The organism is Cupriavidus sp. 22TCCZM01-5, assembly GCF_057798915.1.
In genome coordinates this window covers 1-18427 of sequence record NZ_JBYOJR010000048.1, presented here as the reverse complement: position 1 = coordinate 18427, position 18427 = coordinate 1, and the positions used below count along the sequence as shown (strand labels likewise).

The following is an 18427-nucleotide window of genomic DNA, read 5'->3' as shown; positions in this document are numbered from 1 at the left end:
TCAATCTTCCTGTGCTTCCAGCATGATGCCAGCGACGGAAGCGTTGCCGACCCGTCTTGCAGCGACGAAATACAGGACGGCGCTGATCGTGGCAGCCGTTGTGCCGACGACAGCCAGCGCGATCGCCAGTCCGGACTTCGGATGCCCCAGCCACTCGTTGATCGAGCCCACGGCGAACGGGCCCAGGCCGCCGCTGATGGCGTTGGTCAGGAATACCAGCAGCGCTACCGCTCGGCCGCGCATGCGGTTCGGAATGGCAATTTGCAGAGGCACCGGTGCGAGCGCCATGACGATGCTGGCCGCGTAGGCGCACAGGCCATACAACGCCAGCGACACCGGCATCGACGGGGCCAGCGGCGCCGCGCAGGCGGCGGGCACCAGCAGGATGGCCGCGCCGCAGGCAATGCGCAGCACCTTGCGCAGCGCGCCGCGGTCGCTGACCTTGCCGACGAACAGGCTGGCGCTGAGAACGCCGGCCATCCCGCCGAGCATGTAGACCGGGCCCGTCATCTTCCCGACTTCGCTGGCGGATAGTCCGAAGCTGCGGATCAGCAAGGTCGGATACCAGGCGGCGTGCGAGTAGAACAGCAGGATGAGTGCCACATAGCCGAAGAAGTAGGGCAGGCAGAACCGGTTGCGCACGAACAGCTCGCGCAGCACTTCGCCGATCGGTGGCGCGGCCTCCGCGTGGCTTGCCGATACGCCCCGCCGCGCCGGCTCCCGGATTGACACCAGCAGCAACGCCGACAGCGCCAGGCCGGGCAAGCCGACCACGAAGAACACCATCTGCCAAGGTTGCAGGCCTTGCTGCGCCAGCCATGCCGATGTGCCGGGCTGGCCTGCCCAGCCGAGCAGCGCGCCGCCGCCAAGCAGGGCCACGCCGCCGCCCACGTACGGCCCGAGCATGAAGACGCTGCTAGCGCGCGTGACCTTGCGTGGTGGGAAGAGGTCGCTGAAGATCGACAGCGCCGCCGGGCTGAGCGCGGCCTCGGCGATGGCCGTGCCCGCGCGCCAGACCAGCAGTTCGCCGAAGCTGCTCGCCGTGCCGCACATAGCGGTGGAGATCGCCCAGATGGCGACACAGGCCGCGCTGAGCCGCACGCGATTGGAGCGGTCGACCAGGCGCGCCACGAAGACACCCGCCGTCGCGTAGCAGAGTGTGAAGGTCGCCCCCTGCAACAGGCCGATCTGCGTGTCGCTGAGGAGCAGCGACGTCTTCAGCGGCTGCACGAGGATGCTGACAATCTGGCGGTCGATGTAGGAAAAGGCGAAACAGGTGAAGAACAGGAACACGACGTAGGCATGAGAGGACAGGCTGCCGGCGTTGTCATGTCCATCGGTGCAAGGGGCGTCCATTGTGGGCGCCCCGGGTTGGGTGGGCTGCATGGAGGAATCTCCTTGGAAAATCGGGGGAAGGGTGCGCCATTCAGGCGAGCGGCGCGGGCGAAGCCAGCAGCGCAATGCAGTCGCCGGGCTCGACGCTCGCGAAAGTCCGGGCGCAAACCACCATTCCGCTGCCGCCAAAATGCAACTCGCGTGGCGCCTCCCACGGGGTGTAAGGATCGAACAGGCGGCCTGCGAGCTGGCCGGCGGCCACCTCTTGCCCGAGCGTGAAGCACGGCTCGAACACTCCGTGTCGGGGTGCGAAAAGGTAGTGCTGCGCACCGTTCACGGCGATGACGCGTGTGTCGTGGCACGGCGGCGGCGGGGTGTCGTCATGGGTCAAGCCGGCGACATGCAGCACGCGCCGCAGCCCTTCCTCGACGATGGCGAGTCCGTCCACGTTGCAGCTCCCGTACCCGCCGAACTCGCCGCACAGGAACAGGGTGCCGTGGCGCTCGGCAGCGGCGCCGTAGGTGCGGTCCTCGCCGAGCAGGTCCATCACCATCGTGTGCGGCGCGGCAAAGGCGTGGACCAGCTTCATATACTCGGCATGGCGCGACGGATCGCGGGGCAGCGCGGCGAGCAACGTCGGCATGTGGTTGAACGAGGCGCCGCCGGCGTGCAGGTCGAGCACCACGTCGGCGCGCGGGAACAGTTCCGTATCGACGTAGTGGGCGATCATGGCCGTGATGGAGCCGTTGCGGTCGCCGGGAAACATCCGGTTCAGGTTGCCGCGGTCGATGGGCGAGGTCCGAGAGCCATTCAGGAAGGCAGGGAAGTTCAGCGCCGGGATGACGATCAGCCGGCCCCGGATGCGCATCGATGGCATCCGCTGCAGCAGTTTCATCAGCGCGACGGGACCTTCGTACTCGTCGCCATGGTTGCCGCCGGTCAGCAGCACGGTCGGGCCTTCGCCGTGCTTCAGCATGGCCACCGGCACGGGAATGTGGCCGTAAGCCGAGCGGTCATGCGAGAAGGGAACGCGCAGCACGCCGGTCTGGAAGCCTTCGCGCTCGTAGTCGATCCCGGTCGAGATCAGTGATTTCCGGCTGGGGGTGAGAGGGTCGTGGGGGTGGCCTTGCATGCCTGTCTCCTGTGTTGGGAAGCGGGCGGCCGCTGTACGGGCCGCCGATGCATGCACTATTGCCGACGGACGAATTGCCGACAAATGCCGTTTTTTGTGGGTGCTGATGCCTTCAGGGCATCGCTATCATCACCCTGATGGTCTCGATGAAGCGGGCGAGTGCCGGTTCCAGCGCATTCGCGGGATGCACAAAGACGAGCGGCATAGGGATCGACAGGTCGGAGAACGACGCGAAGCGAACCAGCGCCGGCGGGCGGCCGAGGTTGGCCGAGTTGACGATGGCCGCGCCGATGCCTGCGCAGACCAGCGACAGCACGGCGGCCTCGGTGGAGACTTCCTGCACCACGTCAAGCGTAACGCCTAGCGCCTGGCAGGCACCGATTAGACGGTCGTAGTAGAGCGGATAGACCGCGCGCGGGAACGTGATGAAAGGCCAGTCGGCAATGTCACGCAGGGTCACTGTTGGGTGGCGCGAGCCGTCGTCGCCAGGCAGCGTCCAGGCGTGCGGGGCAGCGAGCACCACGTTGTTGGTGGCCAGCGGCAGCGTGGCCAGCGAGGAGTCCAGCGGGCCGTACTGGTAGATGAAGCCGCCGTCGAGCATGCCGTCGCGCAGCGCGTCGAGTTGCTGCGGTGTGTTCATCGGCACCAGTTCGATGCGCACGTCGGGTACCTCTGCCTGAAAGCGCCGGAAGACGTGCGGGACGATGCCGTCCCAGCCGCTGTTCTCCACGAAGCCAAGACGGAGGTATCCCTGCACCCCCGCGGAGATCCGCTGCGCGGCGCGGGCGGCAACGTCGAGCCTGGCCAGCGCAGCGCGCGCCTCGCGCAGGTAGGCCTGGCCGGCGGTCGTCAGCTTCAGGCCGCGCGGTGTGCGCGAGAAAAGCGGAAAGCCGAGCTCTTCCTCCATGTCGTGGATCTGCCGCGAGATGGCCGGCTGGGTGACGTGGATGTGCTCGGCGGCGTGCCGGATGCTTTCGTGCTCGGCGACGGCGATGAAGTAGCGTAGGTGTCGTAGTTCCACGATGTCGTCCGTCTGGGTGTGGCAGACGATGCCACAGGCGCCGTCAGCGCGAAAGGTCGCCGCCGAGGCGCGCCACCAGGAAGTCGATGAACGCTCGCAGCTTCGGCGGCTGGATTGGCCCGCGCGGGAACACGGCATGCAGGACCGGGCAGCGGCCCACCCAGCCGGGCAGTACCGGCACCACCAGCCCCTGTGCGGCATGGCGCGCCATGATCATGTCGGTGGCCATCATCAGGCCGGCGCCATCGAACAGCGGCGCCTTGAGAACCTCAGGGTCGTCTGCCTCGATCACAGGGAGGATGGGGTAGTCGGCCAGTTCGTCCTCCCCACCTTCGCGCCGCATCGGCCACGCATATGCGCCGCCGCGCCGCGCCACGCGGGTGGAAAGCGCGGCGTGCTGGCGCAGATCGCGGGGATGGGCGGGCGTGCCGTGACGCGCCAGGTAGGCGGGACTGGCGTAGACGCGGTTCGGAAACGTCGTCAGCCGGCGCGCAGCCATCGAGGAATCCGGCAGGTCGCCCATGCGCAGCGCGAGGTCGATCTCCTCGCTCACCAGGTCGAGCGTGCGGTGGTTCAGCACGAGGTCGATGGTCACCTCCGGACAGGCGGCGCGGAAGTACGCCAGCAGCGGCGCCAGCAGATTGACCGACAGCGAGTACGACGCCGTGATCCGCAGCGCGCCACGCGGCACGCCGCGCAACTGGCCGACTGCGGCGTTGGCCTTCGCGAGCAGGCCGGGAATGGCGCGGCAGGTCTCGAAGTAAAGCGTGCCGGCTTCGGTCAGGCCGAGCCGGCGCGTGGTCCGGTGCAGGAGCTGCATGCCGAGCCGCTGTTCCAGCTCGCGCAACCGGCGGCTGACAGTGGTCTTAGGCAGTCGCAGTTCCGCCGCCGCGGCCGTGAAGCTGCCGGCCTCGACGACCTTCAGGAAGACTAGCGTGTCGTTCATGTCGGCAGGCATGGCAGTCAGGCTCGCCATTGGTAGAAAGCAGATTATGCCACTCACGGCACAATGATTCCCGATTCGGGCATCTAATCGGCGTGTGGAGGATCTTCTATCGTTTGGTTGTCACCCATCCTGAAACAGTCAGACATCATGTTCTTGCGCCTCTCCAGCCTCTTCGTTCTCGCTTCGGCCTCCGTGGCCATCCAGGCGGCCAGTCCCGCCAGCACGGGCACGTTGCCTGTGCCGCGGTCCGGCATCGGATGGGAGTCCCGCCAGGCCCCCGGCTTCTATCGCTTCCGCCTCGGCGCGTTCCGGATCACCGCGCTGTCCGATGGCACCGCCCAGCGCGACGTGGCAAAGATCATGAGCAATCCCGGTGCCGTGCGCGAAGCCTACGCGACGGCCAACCTCGCGTTGCCGATTGAGATCTCGGTCAACTGCTACTTGATAGATACCGGCGAACGTCGCCTGCTGGTGGATACCGGTGCCGGCGAGCTGTTCGGGCCGCAGACGGGCCGGCTCGTCGCCAACCTTCGCGCGGCCGGCTATGAGCCGAGCGACATCGACGACGTGCTGCTCACGCATATCCATGGCGACCATTCTGGCGGGCTCAGCATCGGCGGGCAGCGTGTGTTTCCGAATGCGACCGTGCACGTAGACCGGCGCGACCCGGCGCTGTGGCTCAGTGCCGAAGCCGAGGCAAAGGCCCCGCCAGCAGCACGCAGTACGTATCGGCAGTCGCATCAGACGGTTGACCCCTACGCTGCGGCAGGCCGGCTCAAGACTTTCGACGGCGCGACGCAACTCTATCCCGGCATCCGCGCTGTACCGCTTTATGGCCATACGCCCGGGATGAGCGGCTACTTCATCGAGAGCCAAGGGCAGCGCCTGCTATTGTGGGGCGACATCATTCACGCCAGCGAGGTGCAGTTCCGCAACCCGGCAATCACCATCGACTACGACGTGGACCGGGCCGAGGCCGCCGCGACCCGGCTACGCGTTCTTACCGACGCCTCTCGGGAGGGGTACCTAGTCGGCGGCGCGCATGTGACATTCCCAGGCATAGGTCGTGTGCGCGCCGAGTGTACCGGCTTCAGTTGGGTGCCGGAGCCCTATAGCGTGACACTCGGGGAATGACCGGATATCTTATCCGCCAAACCTCGATCCGCTAGGAGAGCGCTCGGGACAATTCGAAAACTCTTTGCAGGTGGAGCGAGGCAGCGCTTAGATGAGATGAGCGTCCGCGTCGGCACCGAATTGCTGCCATTCAACCTGAGGGAGGCGATGGCCGTAGCCCCCCTGAAGAGACGCTGGCGTTACTCTGAAGCGGTCGTTCAACATGGACAGCAGAGAAGTTACGGTCATTCAGGGAACCCGACAATAGGATTGACGACCACCCATGCAAAAGCTGCCCAAACAGGAGCGCGGCGACGGTTGGCTTATGGGTGTCCAGCCACACAGATTTCATCAATGATGAATGCTTGTTGTCGATCTGCGGGTATACAAATAAGAGACGCCGTACAAGAGGATGACACCATGTCAGCACCAAATATTCATGTATTCCATGACCGAGCTGGCTGGGCTTTATTCGTTGAAGGAAAGCGGGAGCCTATTAGCCACTATCCACGCCAGCGCCAAGCGGTTGCCGCGGCCACGGCCAAGGCGGAACGGGAACACGTTGAACTCTTGATACACCGACGGGGCGAACGGATTGGCTCATGGGACAGCTACGCTCACGACTTGCCGGAAACCGACTGACAGTGAATGCAGCCGCTTGCGCACGCTAAAATAGCGACGTGCAGTGATGGACCACTATCACTGCACCCTTCAGAAACGGGGCAAGCCTCCTTCTCCTTTGAAAGCGCGCTGTGACTCGACTGGCCTCCTGCTGGAATGGAACAGGCGGTTGATCCGCGACCTCGGCGTCGCCATGAGCGGCGAGCCGCGGCCGTTGCAGCCGGGACTGCCGGCGCCCCGACAAGTCCGTCGCGCTTTCCTGTACGGCACGTTCCAGGGCCTCCAGCGGAGTCAACAGGCGTCGGGCCACCCCCCACATCAGCATGCCGGCAATTGCCAGGGCTACAGCAAGCATCGATAGAATCTTTGGCTTTGCACGGGTGATTGGCAAGAAGGCTTCCTTTGCCGGTAGCGTGGCAACCAATTCCCAGCCAGCGGTTCGAAGACATCAGGGTTCTGGCCTGTCGACCTGGTATCGAATACCCGCTTACCGTCCGGCCAGGCGAGAAATAGCCAGTCGAACAATTCAGGAACAGGGGCGGCCAGCTCAGCGATGCGCTTCAGTTCCTCCGGGCGACGGTCCAGTTGAGTGGAGAGTTGCTCGGCAATTCGGCGCAGGATGATGGTGCGGTTAAGCCGAACCAACTTGAAGTGCCCATCTGCATTGTCGGGACCAATGAGGCGCTCGTGCTACGCGCAGGTTGCGGATGCTAGATGAGCAAGATTTGTGGCAATCAAAAAATCCGGCGTTACGAGCGAGGTGTAACGCGGGAAGTAGGACACCGCGACTTCTGCCTGCGTCCTCGTAGCTCAATCGGGTGATTGGCAAGCCGGCGAGCTTTGCTGATAATCACACATTGCAGAAATCCTAAAAGAGCCACTTTTGGTACCAGGCCACCCTGCGCTGTGGACCTCGTCTCTTACTGATGTAGTGCCATCACGGTGATTTGCAGTTCGCAAACTTGTATGGAGTACCGTGATGAGAAGCATATCGATACGCGCGGCAATGACGGGAGAATGGGAGCGGATTGGCGATATTCTCCAGCGGAGCGGACTGATTGGCGACGACGTCGGCCTGCCCGGAACAATGTTCCACGTCGCCGAATCCGAGCGCATGCTTGTGGGATGCGCCGGCGCTCAACGGCGCGGTGATACCGCCATTGTCGGACCAGTCGCAGTACTTCCAGAATTTCGAGAGCGAGGGATAGCATCGCATCTGGTTCGCACGGCCCTCATGAGAGCTCGCGCCAGCGGCTGTCGGCAGGCCGTGTACTTTTCGAATCGTTGTGCAGGCTTCTTCAGTCGTCATGGCTTCTTGCTAATGCCGCGAGATGAGCTTTCGCAGGAGGTGCGCGCTTCAAAGACGTTTCAACGAGAGCATGGATTGGGGCATCTCTGCATGAGATGCGACCTCACTTGATTCGCAGCCATAGGTTCCGTAGCTAGCAGCTGCTGGCATCTACACTACTCGCGCTGACGCTTCGACGATGTTTGACCCGGAATTTCATGGGACGTTGCTACAGGTCATCGGCGACGAGCCTATCCGCGTCCGCCATCAAGCGTCGACCCTGTTCCCTGATTCGCTGGTGAGTGAGCGGCGAAACCTCGAAGACCCGGCAAGATAAGCGAAGCCTTCTTAGACCTCGGGATGCGCGCCGAAATATGAAATCAATCTCGCTCTCGGGAAAGTCGCCAAGGTTGCGGTATGCCGCTCGCATTTTGCCCAGGTAGGAATTCCGCTCGACATCGGTCAGAGCAACCACACTGGCCAGCAGCGAACGCGAATGCCATTGTAGCCAGCGCCGTCTCCACGGCCCGTAGTCCTCATCCATCAATTGACCCCTGCTTTGACAGCGCTCATCTACACGCTTGAACCCTTCAAGGGCTTCGCGTACGTGTGTGGCATGTGCTTAAAAGAATCATAGTGTGATATGAGCTGTCCAACAATAGAATGTGGAAGACGGCAGCGCATCCTACCAAGGAGGGGACGCACCTCTGGCTGCCCGTCGTAGTGGTCTGTGCGGAAATGGCACCGGGCCGACATCTGCAGAGGTAGCGCCAAGTTCTAAGCCGTAGCCGTCCGGAACGTTTTCAACGCCGGAGATTTACTCGAGTTCCTCGGCACGCATGGAAAAGCCGCGCAGTTGCATTTGCAGCAACGCACGTTTTTGAGAATGGACCTTCCAAGTTGCCCCTTCGAACACTGAGTGGCGGACGCAGTGAATTAGACATTGCTTACAATCGATATAAGAACGGATAAGGTCTGGTCCTCTGCTCAGCTGTTGGCTTAGGGTGCCAGTGCTAACTTTTGCGCGATGAGGCCTTTCGGTGTCGGAGTCGTGGCCACCTGGATTGGCCAGTTTCACGATTTTCCGAGGACCACTAATCATGGCGCGCACTTTCGGATGGCGCGCCGGATGCCAGCACGCCGCGCTGACCCTCGCTACGCAGCCTCTGGCTGGGCCTCCGTAGTGCAATACTTGCAGCGTTTCGCGTCATTGCTGCAATCAGGCATGCCCTGCTCCACATGGAGTGGGAAGACACATCCACTTCCGGGGTGGCGTGCGGCTTGCAAGTCTTTCTCCACGCGGCCCGGTATCGGGGCCGGCGAACGGAGACGATTCATGAAGACGATCTGGATCCTTGTCGCGGACGAGGGGATTGCAAGAGTGCTTGCCTCGCAAGGCGCAAGCACGCCACTGGAAGACGTCGAGAAGATCACAGACGCCGGAGCCCGCGCGCACAATGCCGCCTTGCGGCACGACGCCTACGGTCGCCGCGCACAGGCCAGCATGCAGGGCGACGCGGGTCATCCGGGCGCACACGCGGGCCGTACCGCTACCGTCACGTCATCGGCTGGCGAGGACGCGGTCCACCAGGAAGCCCAGCTCTTCGCGCGCCGCGTCGCGAAGCTGCTCGAGGAGGCCCACAACAAGCAGCGCTTCGACGAACTGGTCGTCATCGCGCCGCCGCGCTTCCTTGGCCTGCTGCGCAAGGCTCTGCCGCAGTCCGTGTGCAACGTCGTCACGCGCGAACTCGACAAGGACTATCGCCAGCTCGGCAACAATGACCTGCAGCGGCGGCTTGCCGACGATGGCATCGTCCCGGCGCGGCGCGATCCGCGCATCGAGATGGGCAAGGGGCCGGGCAACGAGATCGGCAGCCTGCCGACGCGTTAAGTCTGGCTACGGAGTGGGCAGCGCAGCGGGGAAGGCAAACGACCTCAGCGCTTCAAGCGCAGGCCGGTTTGCCAGCGCCCGCTCGATACCCGCCTTGAGTTCCGCCGTGCGAACTTCGGGATAGGGCAGCGATGCGTGCAGCGCTGCCAGCGCCCGTGCACCGGGATCATCGATCACGTCCATGCGGTCGATATGGATATGGAAGCTTGCGATCCGGGCCTTGCCGTCAGTCATGACGAAGCCAAGGCGATAGTAGCCCCGGCCCACGCGCAGCTTCGTTGCCGCAGTTTCGCGCATGGCAACCAGCCATGGAACGATCATGGCGCCGTCGTGCCAGGACTGACTGTCGCCGATGTAGTAGGTTCGGCAGCGGTCAAAGATCCTCGCAAAATCTGAAACCAGGGTGCGGGCAATTGCCGCCGCGCCTTCCGTTCTCGATGGAAAGCTGATGGCGTCGGTATTGAGCGAGATCGTCAGCCAGGCATCGTTGGCGAAGGCGTCATGGATGATCTCGGGGCGGTTGTTGTCCTTGGCCTCGATGTACTGGTGCAGCAGGGCTTGCGCCGCAGCGGCCGGGATAGCGGTCACAGTGATCTCCGTTTCAGGGAATCGCGCCAGAGAGCACCTGGCAGCGCCAGTCTTCTCCGGTGGCGTTTGCTACAATTTGATGCAAAGCTTGCTTAAAAAGCTAAGTGGAGCATACCGTGGCGTCGAAAGCGTCCAGCAAGACCCTGACCATCACCAACCCGGCATGCCTGGTAGACGGCTCGGATACCGAATTCCGCCACCTCGTGAACGGGCTGTTGCCCTTCGCCGCGCGGCTGCTGACGGTGCGGGACGGCTTCGGCAGCCTGATCGGGCTGACCGGGGTGCAGTACTCCCTGATCCGGTCGATTGCGCACCTGTCCCGGCAGGGCGACGTGACCGTCAACCAGCTTGCCGACCATCTGCACCTGAGCGGGCCGTTCATCACGATCGAAACCGGCAAGCTGAAGAAGCTCGGCCTGATCGACAAGAAGGCGCACCCCGAGGACCGGCGCAAGATGCTGCTGACGATCACGCCGGCCGGCACCAGGCTGCTCGGCGAATTGCTTCCGGTGCAGCAGCGCATCAATGACGTGCTGTTCGACGGCGTCACGCGCACGGAATTCAAGGTGCTGTGCTCCATTGTCGATCGCCTCGTCGCCAACGGCGATCGCGCCGCGCTGGACCTCGAGCACCTGCACGCCCGGCGGCAGGCCGGCTAGCCGTCGCTGGACCCGCGCCATCAGTGGTCAGCCCACTGGATCGTGCGCAGGTCGATGCCTTCCTTGTGCATGTCCCAGAGCGGACTCAGTTCGCGCAGCCGGCCGACGGTGGCGTTCACCAGGCCGATCACCTCATCGACTTCCGCCTCGGTGCTGTAGCGGCCCAGCGTGAAGCGGATGGAGCTATGCGCGAGTTCATCGCTGCGGCCGAGCGCGCGCAGCACGAACGACGGCTCCAGTGAAGCCGATGTACAAGCCGAACCCGACGACACCGCCACGCCCTTGATCCCCATGATCAGGGACTCCCCCTCGACAAAGTTGAAGCTCACGTTCAGGTTGTGCGGCACGCGCTGCGCAATGCTGCCGTTGACGTAGACCTCTTCAAGCGCGCTCAGCCCCGCCAGCAGCCTGTCGCGCAGCGCGCCGACGCGGCGCGCTTCTTCGTCCAGTTCGAGCCGCGCAATGCGAAAGGCCTCGCCCATGCCGACGATCTGGTGCGTGGGCAGCGTACCGGAGCGCATGCCGCGCTCGTGGCCGCCGCCGTGGATCTGTGCTTCCAGGCGGATGCGGGGTTTGCGACGCACGTACAGCGCGCCGATGCCCTTGGGGCCATAGACCTTGTGCGCCGTCACGGTGAGCAGGTCGATCTTCAGCACTTCCAGGTCGATTGGAATCTTGCCGGCTGCCTGCACCGCGTCGCAGTGGAAGACGACGCCCGCGGCGCGGCAGATCTCGCCGACTTCCTTCACTGGCTGGATCACGCCGATCTCGTTGTTGACCATCATCACCGACACCAGGATGGTGTCTGGCCGCAGCGCCTGGCGCAGTGCGTCGAGATCGATCAGGCCGTCCTCGCGCACGTCGAGATACGTCACCTCGAACCCTTGACGCTCCAGCTCGCGGCACGTATCGAGCACGGCCTTGTGCTCGGTCTTCACGGTGACGATGTGTCGTCCCTTGCCGCGGTAGAAATTCGCCGCGCCCTTGATGGCGAGGTTGTTGCCTTCGGTCGCCCCCGATGTCCAGACGATCTCGCGCGGATCGGCATTCAGCAGCGCGGCCACATGCGCACGCGCGGTCTCTGCGGCGTCTTCCGCGTGCCAGCCGTACGCGTGGCTGCGCGAGGCAGGGTTGCCGAAGTGCTGGTGCAGGAAGGGAACCATCTTCTCGACGACGCGGACGTCGACCGGGGTCGTCGCGCTGTAGTCCATGTAGATCGGAAAGGTCCGGGGCTCGGATTGCATGATGTTTCTGCTCTGGAGTGGGGGTTACGCGGACCGAGTCTAGCACCGGGACCACCAGAATCCTTGCCGCTCCATGCCGTCGATAGGGTTGTTGTCGGGTTTGCGGCGCCACTTCGTCAGGCCGCACGGGTCATTCTGGATTTCTCGGAAACCCTTGTGTGGGAAGGGTTTCGGGGTGTCAACCATGGTTTCGGGACTGCTCTCCCGGCGCTCGCCTAGGTGTTTTCACTAGCTTGAATAGCGAAATTTATTAGCATTGAATAATACCTAACAAACAAAGCTAAAAATAAAAGCAAATGAGCAAGGTCGACAACATGTGTAGGAGTCGTGATGTCTGAGTCATCTGTTGCGGGCGCTATCGAACTCGACGCCCAACGTCATTTCCGCAGCGCGCTGGCCATGTTCGCCACGGGTGTCGCCGTCATTACCGCGCCGCGGGAGGAGGGCACGCCGGTCGGTATCACGGTGGCGTCGTTCAATTCGGTATCGCTGGATCCGCCGCTGATCCTGTTCTCGGTGGATCGCCGCTGCCACAGCCTTGGCGACCTGTGCGCGACTCCTCGTTACGCGGTGAATGTGCTGGCCGAAGCCCAGCAGGATATTTCGAACCGCTTCGCCCGTGCGAACTCGGGCAAGTGGGACGGTATCGACGCCGGTCCGCGCGATGCAAGCCACGTGCTGCTGCCCGATGCACTGGCCACCTTCGAATGCGAGCCGTATGCGCAGCATGACGGCGGCGATCACGTGATCTTCATCGGGCGCGTCGTTCGCCACCAGTCCCGGCAGGACGGCCGGCCCCTGATTTTCTTTGGCGGCAAGTACCGCGCGCTGGACGCCAGCCCGGCCGCCGCCTGAGCCCACCACCAGCACCCAATCCAGCAGTCACCCAGGAGAACAACATGGTCAAGACCGGCACCCAGCACATCGCCATGCTGCGCGATGGACGCGAAGTCTATCTGGACGGCAAGCGCGTGACCGATGTCACCACGCACCCGGCCTTCCGCAACTCGATCGGCAGCTACGCGAGCCTCTACGACTTCCAGGCCCGGCCCGAGAACCTCGAAAAGATGACGTTCCAGCCGGACGGCACTGCCAACCGCGTCAGCCGGATCTGGCAGCTTCCGACCAGCTACGACGAACTCGTGCAGCGCCGTGACGCGCTGGAGGCATGGACCGAGTTGCACTACGGCTTCATGGGCCGATCGCCCGACCACGTGGCCTCGTGCATCTCGGGCATGTATATGGGCATCGACGTGTTCGAGCAGGCCGACCCCAAACGTGCCGGGGCCCTGCGCGATTACTACCGCTATGCGCGTGACAACGACCTGTTCCTGACCTACGTGATCGTCAACCCGCAGGCCAACCAGTCCAAGTCGGCGCATGAGCAGGAAGACAAGTACCTGGCGGTTGGCATCGTCGACCAGGATGCGGAAGGCATCACCGTGCGCGGCGCCAAGATGCTGGCCACCAGCGGCATCATGGCCAATGAAGTGTTCTGCAGCTGCATCCAGCCGCTGCGCGAAGGCGACGAGATGTACGCGCTGTCGTTCGCGATCCCGATGAACACCAAGGGCCTGAAGGTCATGTCGCGCAAGTCGTACGAGGCCAATGCCACGTCGGTGTTCGACAACCCGCTCGCGAGCCGCTATGACGAGAACGACGCGGTGCTCTACTTCGACGACGTGAAGGTGCCCTGGGAGCGGGTCTTCGTTGCCGGCGACGTTGCGATGTGCGCGCGCCAGTTCCATGCAACGCCGGCGCACAGCTACCAGAACTACCAGTGCCAGGTGCGCCTGATGGTCAAGCTGCGCTTCCTGGTCGGCATCGCGCACAAGATCACCGAAGTCAACGGTACCAGCAACTTCCCGCAGGTGAAGGAGATGCTCGGCCAGCTCGCCGCCGAAGCGGGCATGGTGGAGGCGTGGGTCTATGGCATGGAAGCCAAGGGCCAGATGGTCAACGGCTACTACGTGCCGGACCGCAGCATGCTGTACGGCTCGCAGGTGCTGACGCAGCAGCTCTACGCGAAGGTCCTCAACACACTGCGCGAGCTGGCCGGCGGCGGCATGATCATGCTGCCTTCCAGCATCCAGGACTTCGCCAACCCGGTGCTGGCCGAGATCATCGCCAAGACGCAGAAATCGCCGGCCTGCAGCCCGGCGGAGCGCGTCAAGTTCTTCAAGCTCGCGTGGGACGCAGTCGGTTCGGAGTTCGCGTCGCGGCACAACCAGTACGAGATGTTCTATGCGGGCGCGTCCTTTGTCACGAAAGGCCATGCCTACCGCACGTACGACTGGAAGCGCGCCGCGCACCTCGTCGACAACATGCTCGGCAGCTATTCACTCGAAGCCGAACTGGGCACAACCGCGCGTGCTGCCTGAGACTGCTCTCGCACTGTTAGCTCGGACTCACCCCACACCAAGGAGATGATCATGGCGATCAACAAGCTTCACGACGAATTCCATACGCTGGACCTGCAGTCCGGCTGGGAGGTGCCGCATGGCTATCCGGCCGGCATCCAGCAGAAGATCCTGTCCGGTGCACTCGATGAACCGGGCCGCCGCGGCAGCCGCACGCGCCTGCTGCGCTTCGAGCCCGGTGTATTCACCACCCAGCCGTTCGTGCACGAGTACTGGGAAGAGGTGTATCTGCTCAGCGGTGACCTCACGGTGGGCAACGACGCGAGCGGGCAGGGCGGCGAAGCATTCGAGCCCAACACCTATGCCTGCCGCCCGCCCGGCGCGTTCCACGGGCCGTTCAAGTCCGATGCCGGCTGCATGCTGCTCGAGATCCACTACTACGATCCGGCCTGATCATGACTGCCACCGTACGAGCCGCTTTGCGGCAACTGGCTGATGGCAGCGCGAACGCCGCGTCGCTGCTGGCGTCCTGCGTGGAGCGCATCTGCAATCCGGGCGGCGAGGGCGCGCGCGTCTTTCCGCATGGCGTCAGCATGGCCGCATGCAAGCAGGCGCGCGCCAGTGACCTGATGCGCGAGTACGGCGTTGCCGGCCCGCTGGCTGGCGTGCCGATCTCGATCAAGGACCTTTTCGATGTGCAAGGCGACGTCACGCGGGCCGGGGCGCGCATGCTGCCCGAGCGGCCGGCTGTCGCCGACGCGACGGCCATTGCCCGGCTGCGGACGGCAGGCGCGGTGTTCGTCGGGCGCACGAATATGACCGAGTTCGCGTACTCGGGGGTCGGCATCAACCCGCACTACGGCACGCCGCGCAATCCGTTCGATCGTGCTGGCGAGCGTATTCCGGGCGGCTCGTCTTCGGGCGCCGCGGTATCGGTGGCCGACGGCATGGCGCTGGCCGCCATCGGTTCGGATACCGGCGGGTCGTGCCGCATCCCGGCGGCGCTGTGCGGCATTGCGGGCTTCAAGCCCACGGCAAGCCGCATCCCGCTGGACGGCGCGGTGCCGCTGTCGCCGAGCTACGACTCCGTCGGCTGCCTGGCCAGCACGGTCGCGTGCTGTGCCGATATCGACGCGGTGATGGCAGACGAAGACATGACTCCGCTGGCCCCGGTGCCGCTTGCGGGTTTGCGCCTGGCCGTGCCCGCCGGAATCGTCTTCGACGGCGCCAGCGACGAGGTGGCGCGGTCATTCAGCCGCGCGCTGCGGCAGCTCTCGGCCGCCGGTGCCCGGCTGCAGGATGTGCATTTCGACAGCTGGGACCATCTCGCGGAGATCGGTGCCAGCGGCGGCCTGGTGGCTGCCGAGGCCAGCGCCTGGCATGCCGACCTGCTGACGGCGCATGCGGACGCGTATGACCCGCGCGTGCTGTCGCGCATCCGCCTGGCGGATGCGCAACGCGCGTCCGACTACGTGCGCATGCTCGCGCGCCGCACCGCATTGTGCCGGCAAGCCGATGCCGAACTTGCGGGGTTCGATGCGGTGGTGCTGCCCACCGTGCCGATCGTGGCGCCGCGCATCGCCGACGTCGACGATGATGACGAGGCATTTTTCCGCGTCAACCGCCTGCTGCTGCGCAACCCGGCCATCGCCAACATGCTCGACCTGTGTGCGTTGTCGGTGCCGTGCCATCGGCGCGGTGAAGCGCCGGTGGGCCTGATGCTGTTCGGCCGCCATCGGGCCGACCGGAGGCTGCTGGGCATCGGCATGGGCGTGGAAGCCGCCCTGCGACGGTAGATGTGCAATTCAGATTCCCCAAGAGAATCCAACCTGGAGTAGACAACATGCCTGCAATGCGAATCGGCGCGGCCGTCCTGGCCGGTGCCATGCTATATGCCGCCCCTGCGAGGTCCGCGAAGGCCGCGGAGGTGCCCCGAATCAGCGACGGCGTCGTCAAGATCGGCGTGCTCACGGACATGTCCTCGATCTTCTCGGATATCGGCGGCAAGGGATCGGCAGTGGCTGCCCAGATGGCCGTGGAGGACTTCGGCGGCAAGGTGCTTGGCGCGCCCGTACTGGTCGTCAGCGCCGATCACCAGAACAAGACCGATGTCGCCGCGACGCTGGCGCGCGGCTGGTTCGACAACCAGAAGGTGGATGTCATCCAGGACGCGCTGCCTTCGTCGGTGGCGCTGGCCGTGTCGAACCTTGGCAAGCTCAAGCACAAGATCGTCATTGCCAGCGGCGCGGGGACCACGCGCCTGAGCAACGAGGATTGCTCGCCCTACACGGTGCAGTACTCGTATGACACGTATGCCTTCGCTGCCAACACGGTGAAAGCGCTGGCGAAGTCGGGAGACAAGAGCTGGTACTTCCTGACGGTCGACTATGCGCTCGGCACGTCGCTGGAGAAGGATGCAACGGATGCGCTGGCGAGCGCAGGTGGCAAGCTGACGGGCAAGGCCAGGCATCCGATCAACTCGGCGGACCTGTCGTCCTATCTGCTGCAGGCGCAGGCCTCCGGCGCGAAGGTGATCGGTCTGGCCAATGCCGGCGCGGATACGGTGAATGCGATCAAGACTGCAGCGGACTTTGGCATTGGCATTGGCGGCAAGCAGAAGCTTGCCGGCCTGCACATGTTCATCAGCGACATCCACAGTCTCGGTCTGCAGGCTGCACAGGGCATGCTGCTCACCACATCGTTCTACTGGGACCGCGACGATGCCACGCGTGCGTGGTCGCAGCGCTTCTACGAGCGCACCAAGCGCATGCCAACGCTGGTCCAGGCTGGCGTGTACTCGTCGACCATGCATTACCTCAAGGCCATCCAGGCAGCGCAGACCGATGACAGCGACGCCGTCATGGCCAAGATGCGCGAGATGCCTGTCAATGACTTCTTTGCGAAGGACGGCCGGATCCGCGCGGACGGCCTGATGGTCCACGACATGTACCTCGTCGAGGTCAAGCGCCCGGACGAGTCAAAGCGTCCGTGGGACTTCTACAAGATCAAGAGCGTGATTCCCGCGAGCGAGGCGTTCCGCCCGCTCAGCGCGAGCCACTGTCCGCTCGTGCGCAAGTAAGCGCCGCGCATCCATTTCGCCAATACAGGATTTCGTCTCATCATGAAAACGCTCACCTTCGATATCGACAGCACCCAGGCGCGGGAGAACCGCACCTTCACCATCCGCCAGCTCGTGGTCGCGGGCTGGACCGGGCGCGACGTCGCCGCCATGGAAGCCCATATCCGCGAGCTGGAGGAACTGGGCGTCAGGCGCCCCGCGTACACACCGGTCTTCTATCGCGTGGCGGCGGAACGGCTCGGCGCAGCCGGGCAGATCCAGGTCAGCGGCCAGGCCAGCAGCGGCGAGGCGGAGTTCCTGCTGGTGAAGGATGGCGACGAGGTGCTTGTCGGTATTGCCTCCGACCACACCGACCGCGAGGTGGAAACCTATGGCATCACCGTGTCCAAGCAGATGTGCGAAAAGCCATGCGCCGCGACGCTGTGGCGCCTGGCCGATGTGGAGGGCCACTGGGATGCGCTGGTGCTGCGCTCGTACGCCACCATCGGCGGTGAACGCGTGCTGTACCAGGAGGGTCCGGTGACGGCCATGCGCGCGCCGGCCGATCTCATCGCCCGCTTTGCCGAGCACGGCGGCGAGTTTGCCGACGGCACGGCCATGCTGTGCGGCACCTTGCCCGCGATCGGTGGCATCCGGGCGGCCGAGCGCTTCGAGATCGAGCTGGAGGACCCGGTCCTGGGCCGCACGCTGCGGCACGGGTATGAGATCGTCTCGCTGCCGGTCCAGGGCTGAAGTTCCACCTCACCGGATCCAGTCATGCCCCATGAAGATCTGATACTCGAAACCCGTAGCCTGGCGAAGTCCTTCCGGGGCTTTACCGCGGTGAGCGACGTCAACCTGCGCGTGCGCCGCGGCTCGATCCATGCGCTGATCGGGCCCAACGGCGCCGGCAAGACCACCTGCTTCAACCTGCTCACCAAATTCCTGGAGCCGACCACCGGCACCATCCTCTTCAATGGCATCGACATCACCCGCGAGAAGCCCGCGCAGATCGCGCGCCGCGGCGTGATCCGCTCGTTCCAGATCTCGGCGGTGTTCCCGCACCTGACGGTGATGGAGAACGTGCGCATTGGCCTGCAGCGCCAGATGGGCACCGCGTTCCAGTTCTGGCGCAGCGAGCGTTCGCTCGACGTGCTCAACGACCGCGCGA

18 protein-coding genes are annotated in these 18427 nt (G+C 64.3%); 12 read left to right on the top strand and 6 right to left on the bottom strand.

Features of this window, described 5'->3' with window-relative positions:
- From AC3FNH_RS29870 to AC3FNH_RS29855, 4 genes are all read right to left on the bottom strand, one after another.
- On the bottom strand, positions 1-1386 hold the full coding sequence (locus AC3FNH_RS29870; protein ID WP_488722637.1) for an MFS transporter: 1386 nt from the start codon (positions 1384-1386) through the stop codon (positions 1-3).
- Between the two features lie 40 nt (positions 1387-1426).
- Entirely contained in the window at positions 1427-2467 is a 1041-nt protein-coding gene (locus AC3FNH_RS29865; RefSeq protein ID WP_488722636.1) for a succinylglutamate desuccinylase/aspartoacylase family protein, read from the bottom strand.
- 112 nt (positions 2468-2579) lie between these two features.
- Positions 2580-3488 (bottom strand): LysR family transcriptional regulator, encoded by a 909-nt coding sequence (locus AC3FNH_RS29860; RefSeq protein WP_488722635.1) that lies wholly within the window; start codon positions 3486-3488, stop codon positions 2580-2582.
- 43 nt (positions 3489-3531) lie between these two features.
- A complete protein-coding gene (locus AC3FNH_RS29855) occupies positions 3532-4464 on the bottom strand; it encodes a LysR family transcriptional regulator (RefSeq protein WP_488722634.1) in 933 nt (310 codons plus the stop codon).
- A gap of 87 nt (positions 4465-4551) precedes the next feature.
- On the opposite strand from AC3FNH_RS29855, the gene AC3FNH_RS29850 reads away from it, so the two are divergent.
- The 4 genes from AC3FNH_RS29850 to AC3FNH_RS29835 all read left to right on the top strand — a co-directional run bounded on the left by AC3FNH_RS29850 (position 4552) and on the right by AC3FNH_RS29835 (position 9347).
- Positions 4552-5568 (top strand): MBL fold metallo-hydrolase, encoded by a 1017-nt coding sequence (locus tag AC3FNH_RS29850; RefSeq protein ID WP_488722633.1) that lies wholly within the window; start codon positions 4552-4554, stop codon positions 5566-5568.
- A 96-nt stretch (positions 5569-5664) separates the two neighbouring features.
- The gene (locus tag AC3FNH_RS29845; protein ID WP_488722632.1) at positions 5665-6189 is read left to right on the top strand and encodes a DUF2188 domain-containing protein; all 525 of its coding nucleotides are present in this window, start codon (positions 5665-5667) and stop codon (positions 6187-6189) included.
- A gap of 958 nt (positions 6190-7147) precedes the next feature.
- Positions 7148-7588: a GNAT family N-acetyltransferase gene (locus AC3FNH_RS29840; RefSeq protein WP_488722631.1), complete on the top strand. Its 441-nt coding sequence runs from the start codon at positions 7148-7150 to the stop codon at positions 7586-7588.
- 1204 nt (positions 7589-8792) lie between these two features.
- The gene (locus tag AC3FNH_RS29835; protein WP_276097714.1) at positions 8793-9347 is read left to right on the top strand and encodes a host attachment protein; all 555 of its coding nucleotides are present in this window, start codon (positions 8793-8795) and stop codon (positions 9345-9347) included.
- 6 nt (positions 9348-9353) lie between these two features.
- Here the strand turns inward: AC3FNH_RS29835 and AC3FNH_RS29830 are convergent, their stop codons facing one another.
- Positions 9354-9935 (bottom strand): hypothetical protein, encoded by a 582-nt coding sequence (locus AC3FNH_RS29830; protein ID WP_276097713.1) that lies wholly within the window; start codon positions 9933-9935, stop codon positions 9354-9356.
- 116 nt (positions 9936-10051) lie between these two features.
- On the opposite strand from AC3FNH_RS29830, the gene AC3FNH_RS29825 reads away from it, so the two are divergent.
- On the top strand, positions 10052-10594 hold the full coding sequence (locus AC3FNH_RS29825) for a MarR family winged helix-turn-helix transcriptional regulator (RefSeq protein ID WP_276097712.1): 543 nt from the start codon (positions 10052-10054) through the stop codon (positions 10592-10594).
- A 20-nt stretch (positions 10595-10614) separates the two neighbouring features.
- Here the strand turns inward: AC3FNH_RS29825 and AC3FNH_RS29820 are convergent, their stop codons facing one another.
- A complete protein-coding gene (locus AC3FNH_RS29820; RefSeq protein WP_276097711.1) occupies positions 10615-11838 on the bottom strand; it encodes an IscS subfamily cysteine desulfurase in 1224 nt (407 codons plus the stop codon).
- A gap of 330 nt (positions 11839-12168) precedes the next feature.
- Here AC3FNH_RS29820 and AC3FNH_RS29815 point away from each other — a divergent pair, with 330 nt between their 5' ends.
- The 7 genes from AC3FNH_RS29815 to AC3FNH_RS29785 all read left to right on the top strand — a co-directional run.
- Positions 12169-12693 carry a flavin reductase family protein gene (locus AC3FNH_RS29815; RefSeq protein ID WP_488722630.1) on the top strand — a complete coding sequence of 175 codons (525 nt, stop codon included), beginning with the start codon at positions 12169-12171 and terminating at the stop codon, positions 12691-12693.
- Between the two features lie 44 nt (positions 12694-12737).
- Positions 12738-14219 (top strand): 4-hydroxyphenylacetate 3-hydroxylase family protein, encoded by a 1482-nt coding sequence (locus AC3FNH_RS29810; protein WP_488722629.1) that lies wholly within the window; start codon positions 12738-12740, stop codon positions 14217-14219.
- Positions 14220-14270: 51 nt separating this feature from the next.
- The gene (locus tag AC3FNH_RS29805) at positions 14271-14651 is read left to right on the top strand and encodes a cupin domain-containing protein (protein WP_276097708.1); all 381 of its coding nucleotides are present in this window, start codon (positions 14271-14273) and stop codon (positions 14649-14651) included.
- A gap of 2 nt (positions 14652-14653) precedes the next feature.
- The gene (locus tag AC3FNH_RS29800; protein WP_488722628.1) at positions 14654-15994 is read left to right on the top strand and encodes an amidase; all 1341 of its coding nucleotides are present in this window, start codon (positions 14654-14656) and stop codon (positions 15992-15994) included.
- A 47-nt stretch (positions 15995-16041) separates the two neighbouring features.
- Positions 16042-17277, top strand: a complete 1236-nt coding sequence (locus tag AC3FNH_RS29795; protein WP_488722627.1) for an ABC transporter substrate-binding protein — start codon at positions 16042-16044, stop codon at positions 17275-17277.
- Positions 17278-17319: 42 nt separating this feature from the next.
- Positions 17320-18009: a DUF2848 domain-containing protein gene (locus tag AC3FNH_RS29790; RefSeq protein ID WP_276097705.1), complete on the top strand. Its 690-nt coding sequence runs from the start codon at positions 17320-17322 to the stop codon at positions 18007-18009.
- Positions 18010-18033: 24 nt separating this feature from the next.
- A partial coding sequence (locus AC3FNH_RS29785) for an ATP-binding cassette domain-containing protein (protein WP_488722626.1) occupies positions 18034-18427 on the top strand: 394 nt, incomplete at its 3' end.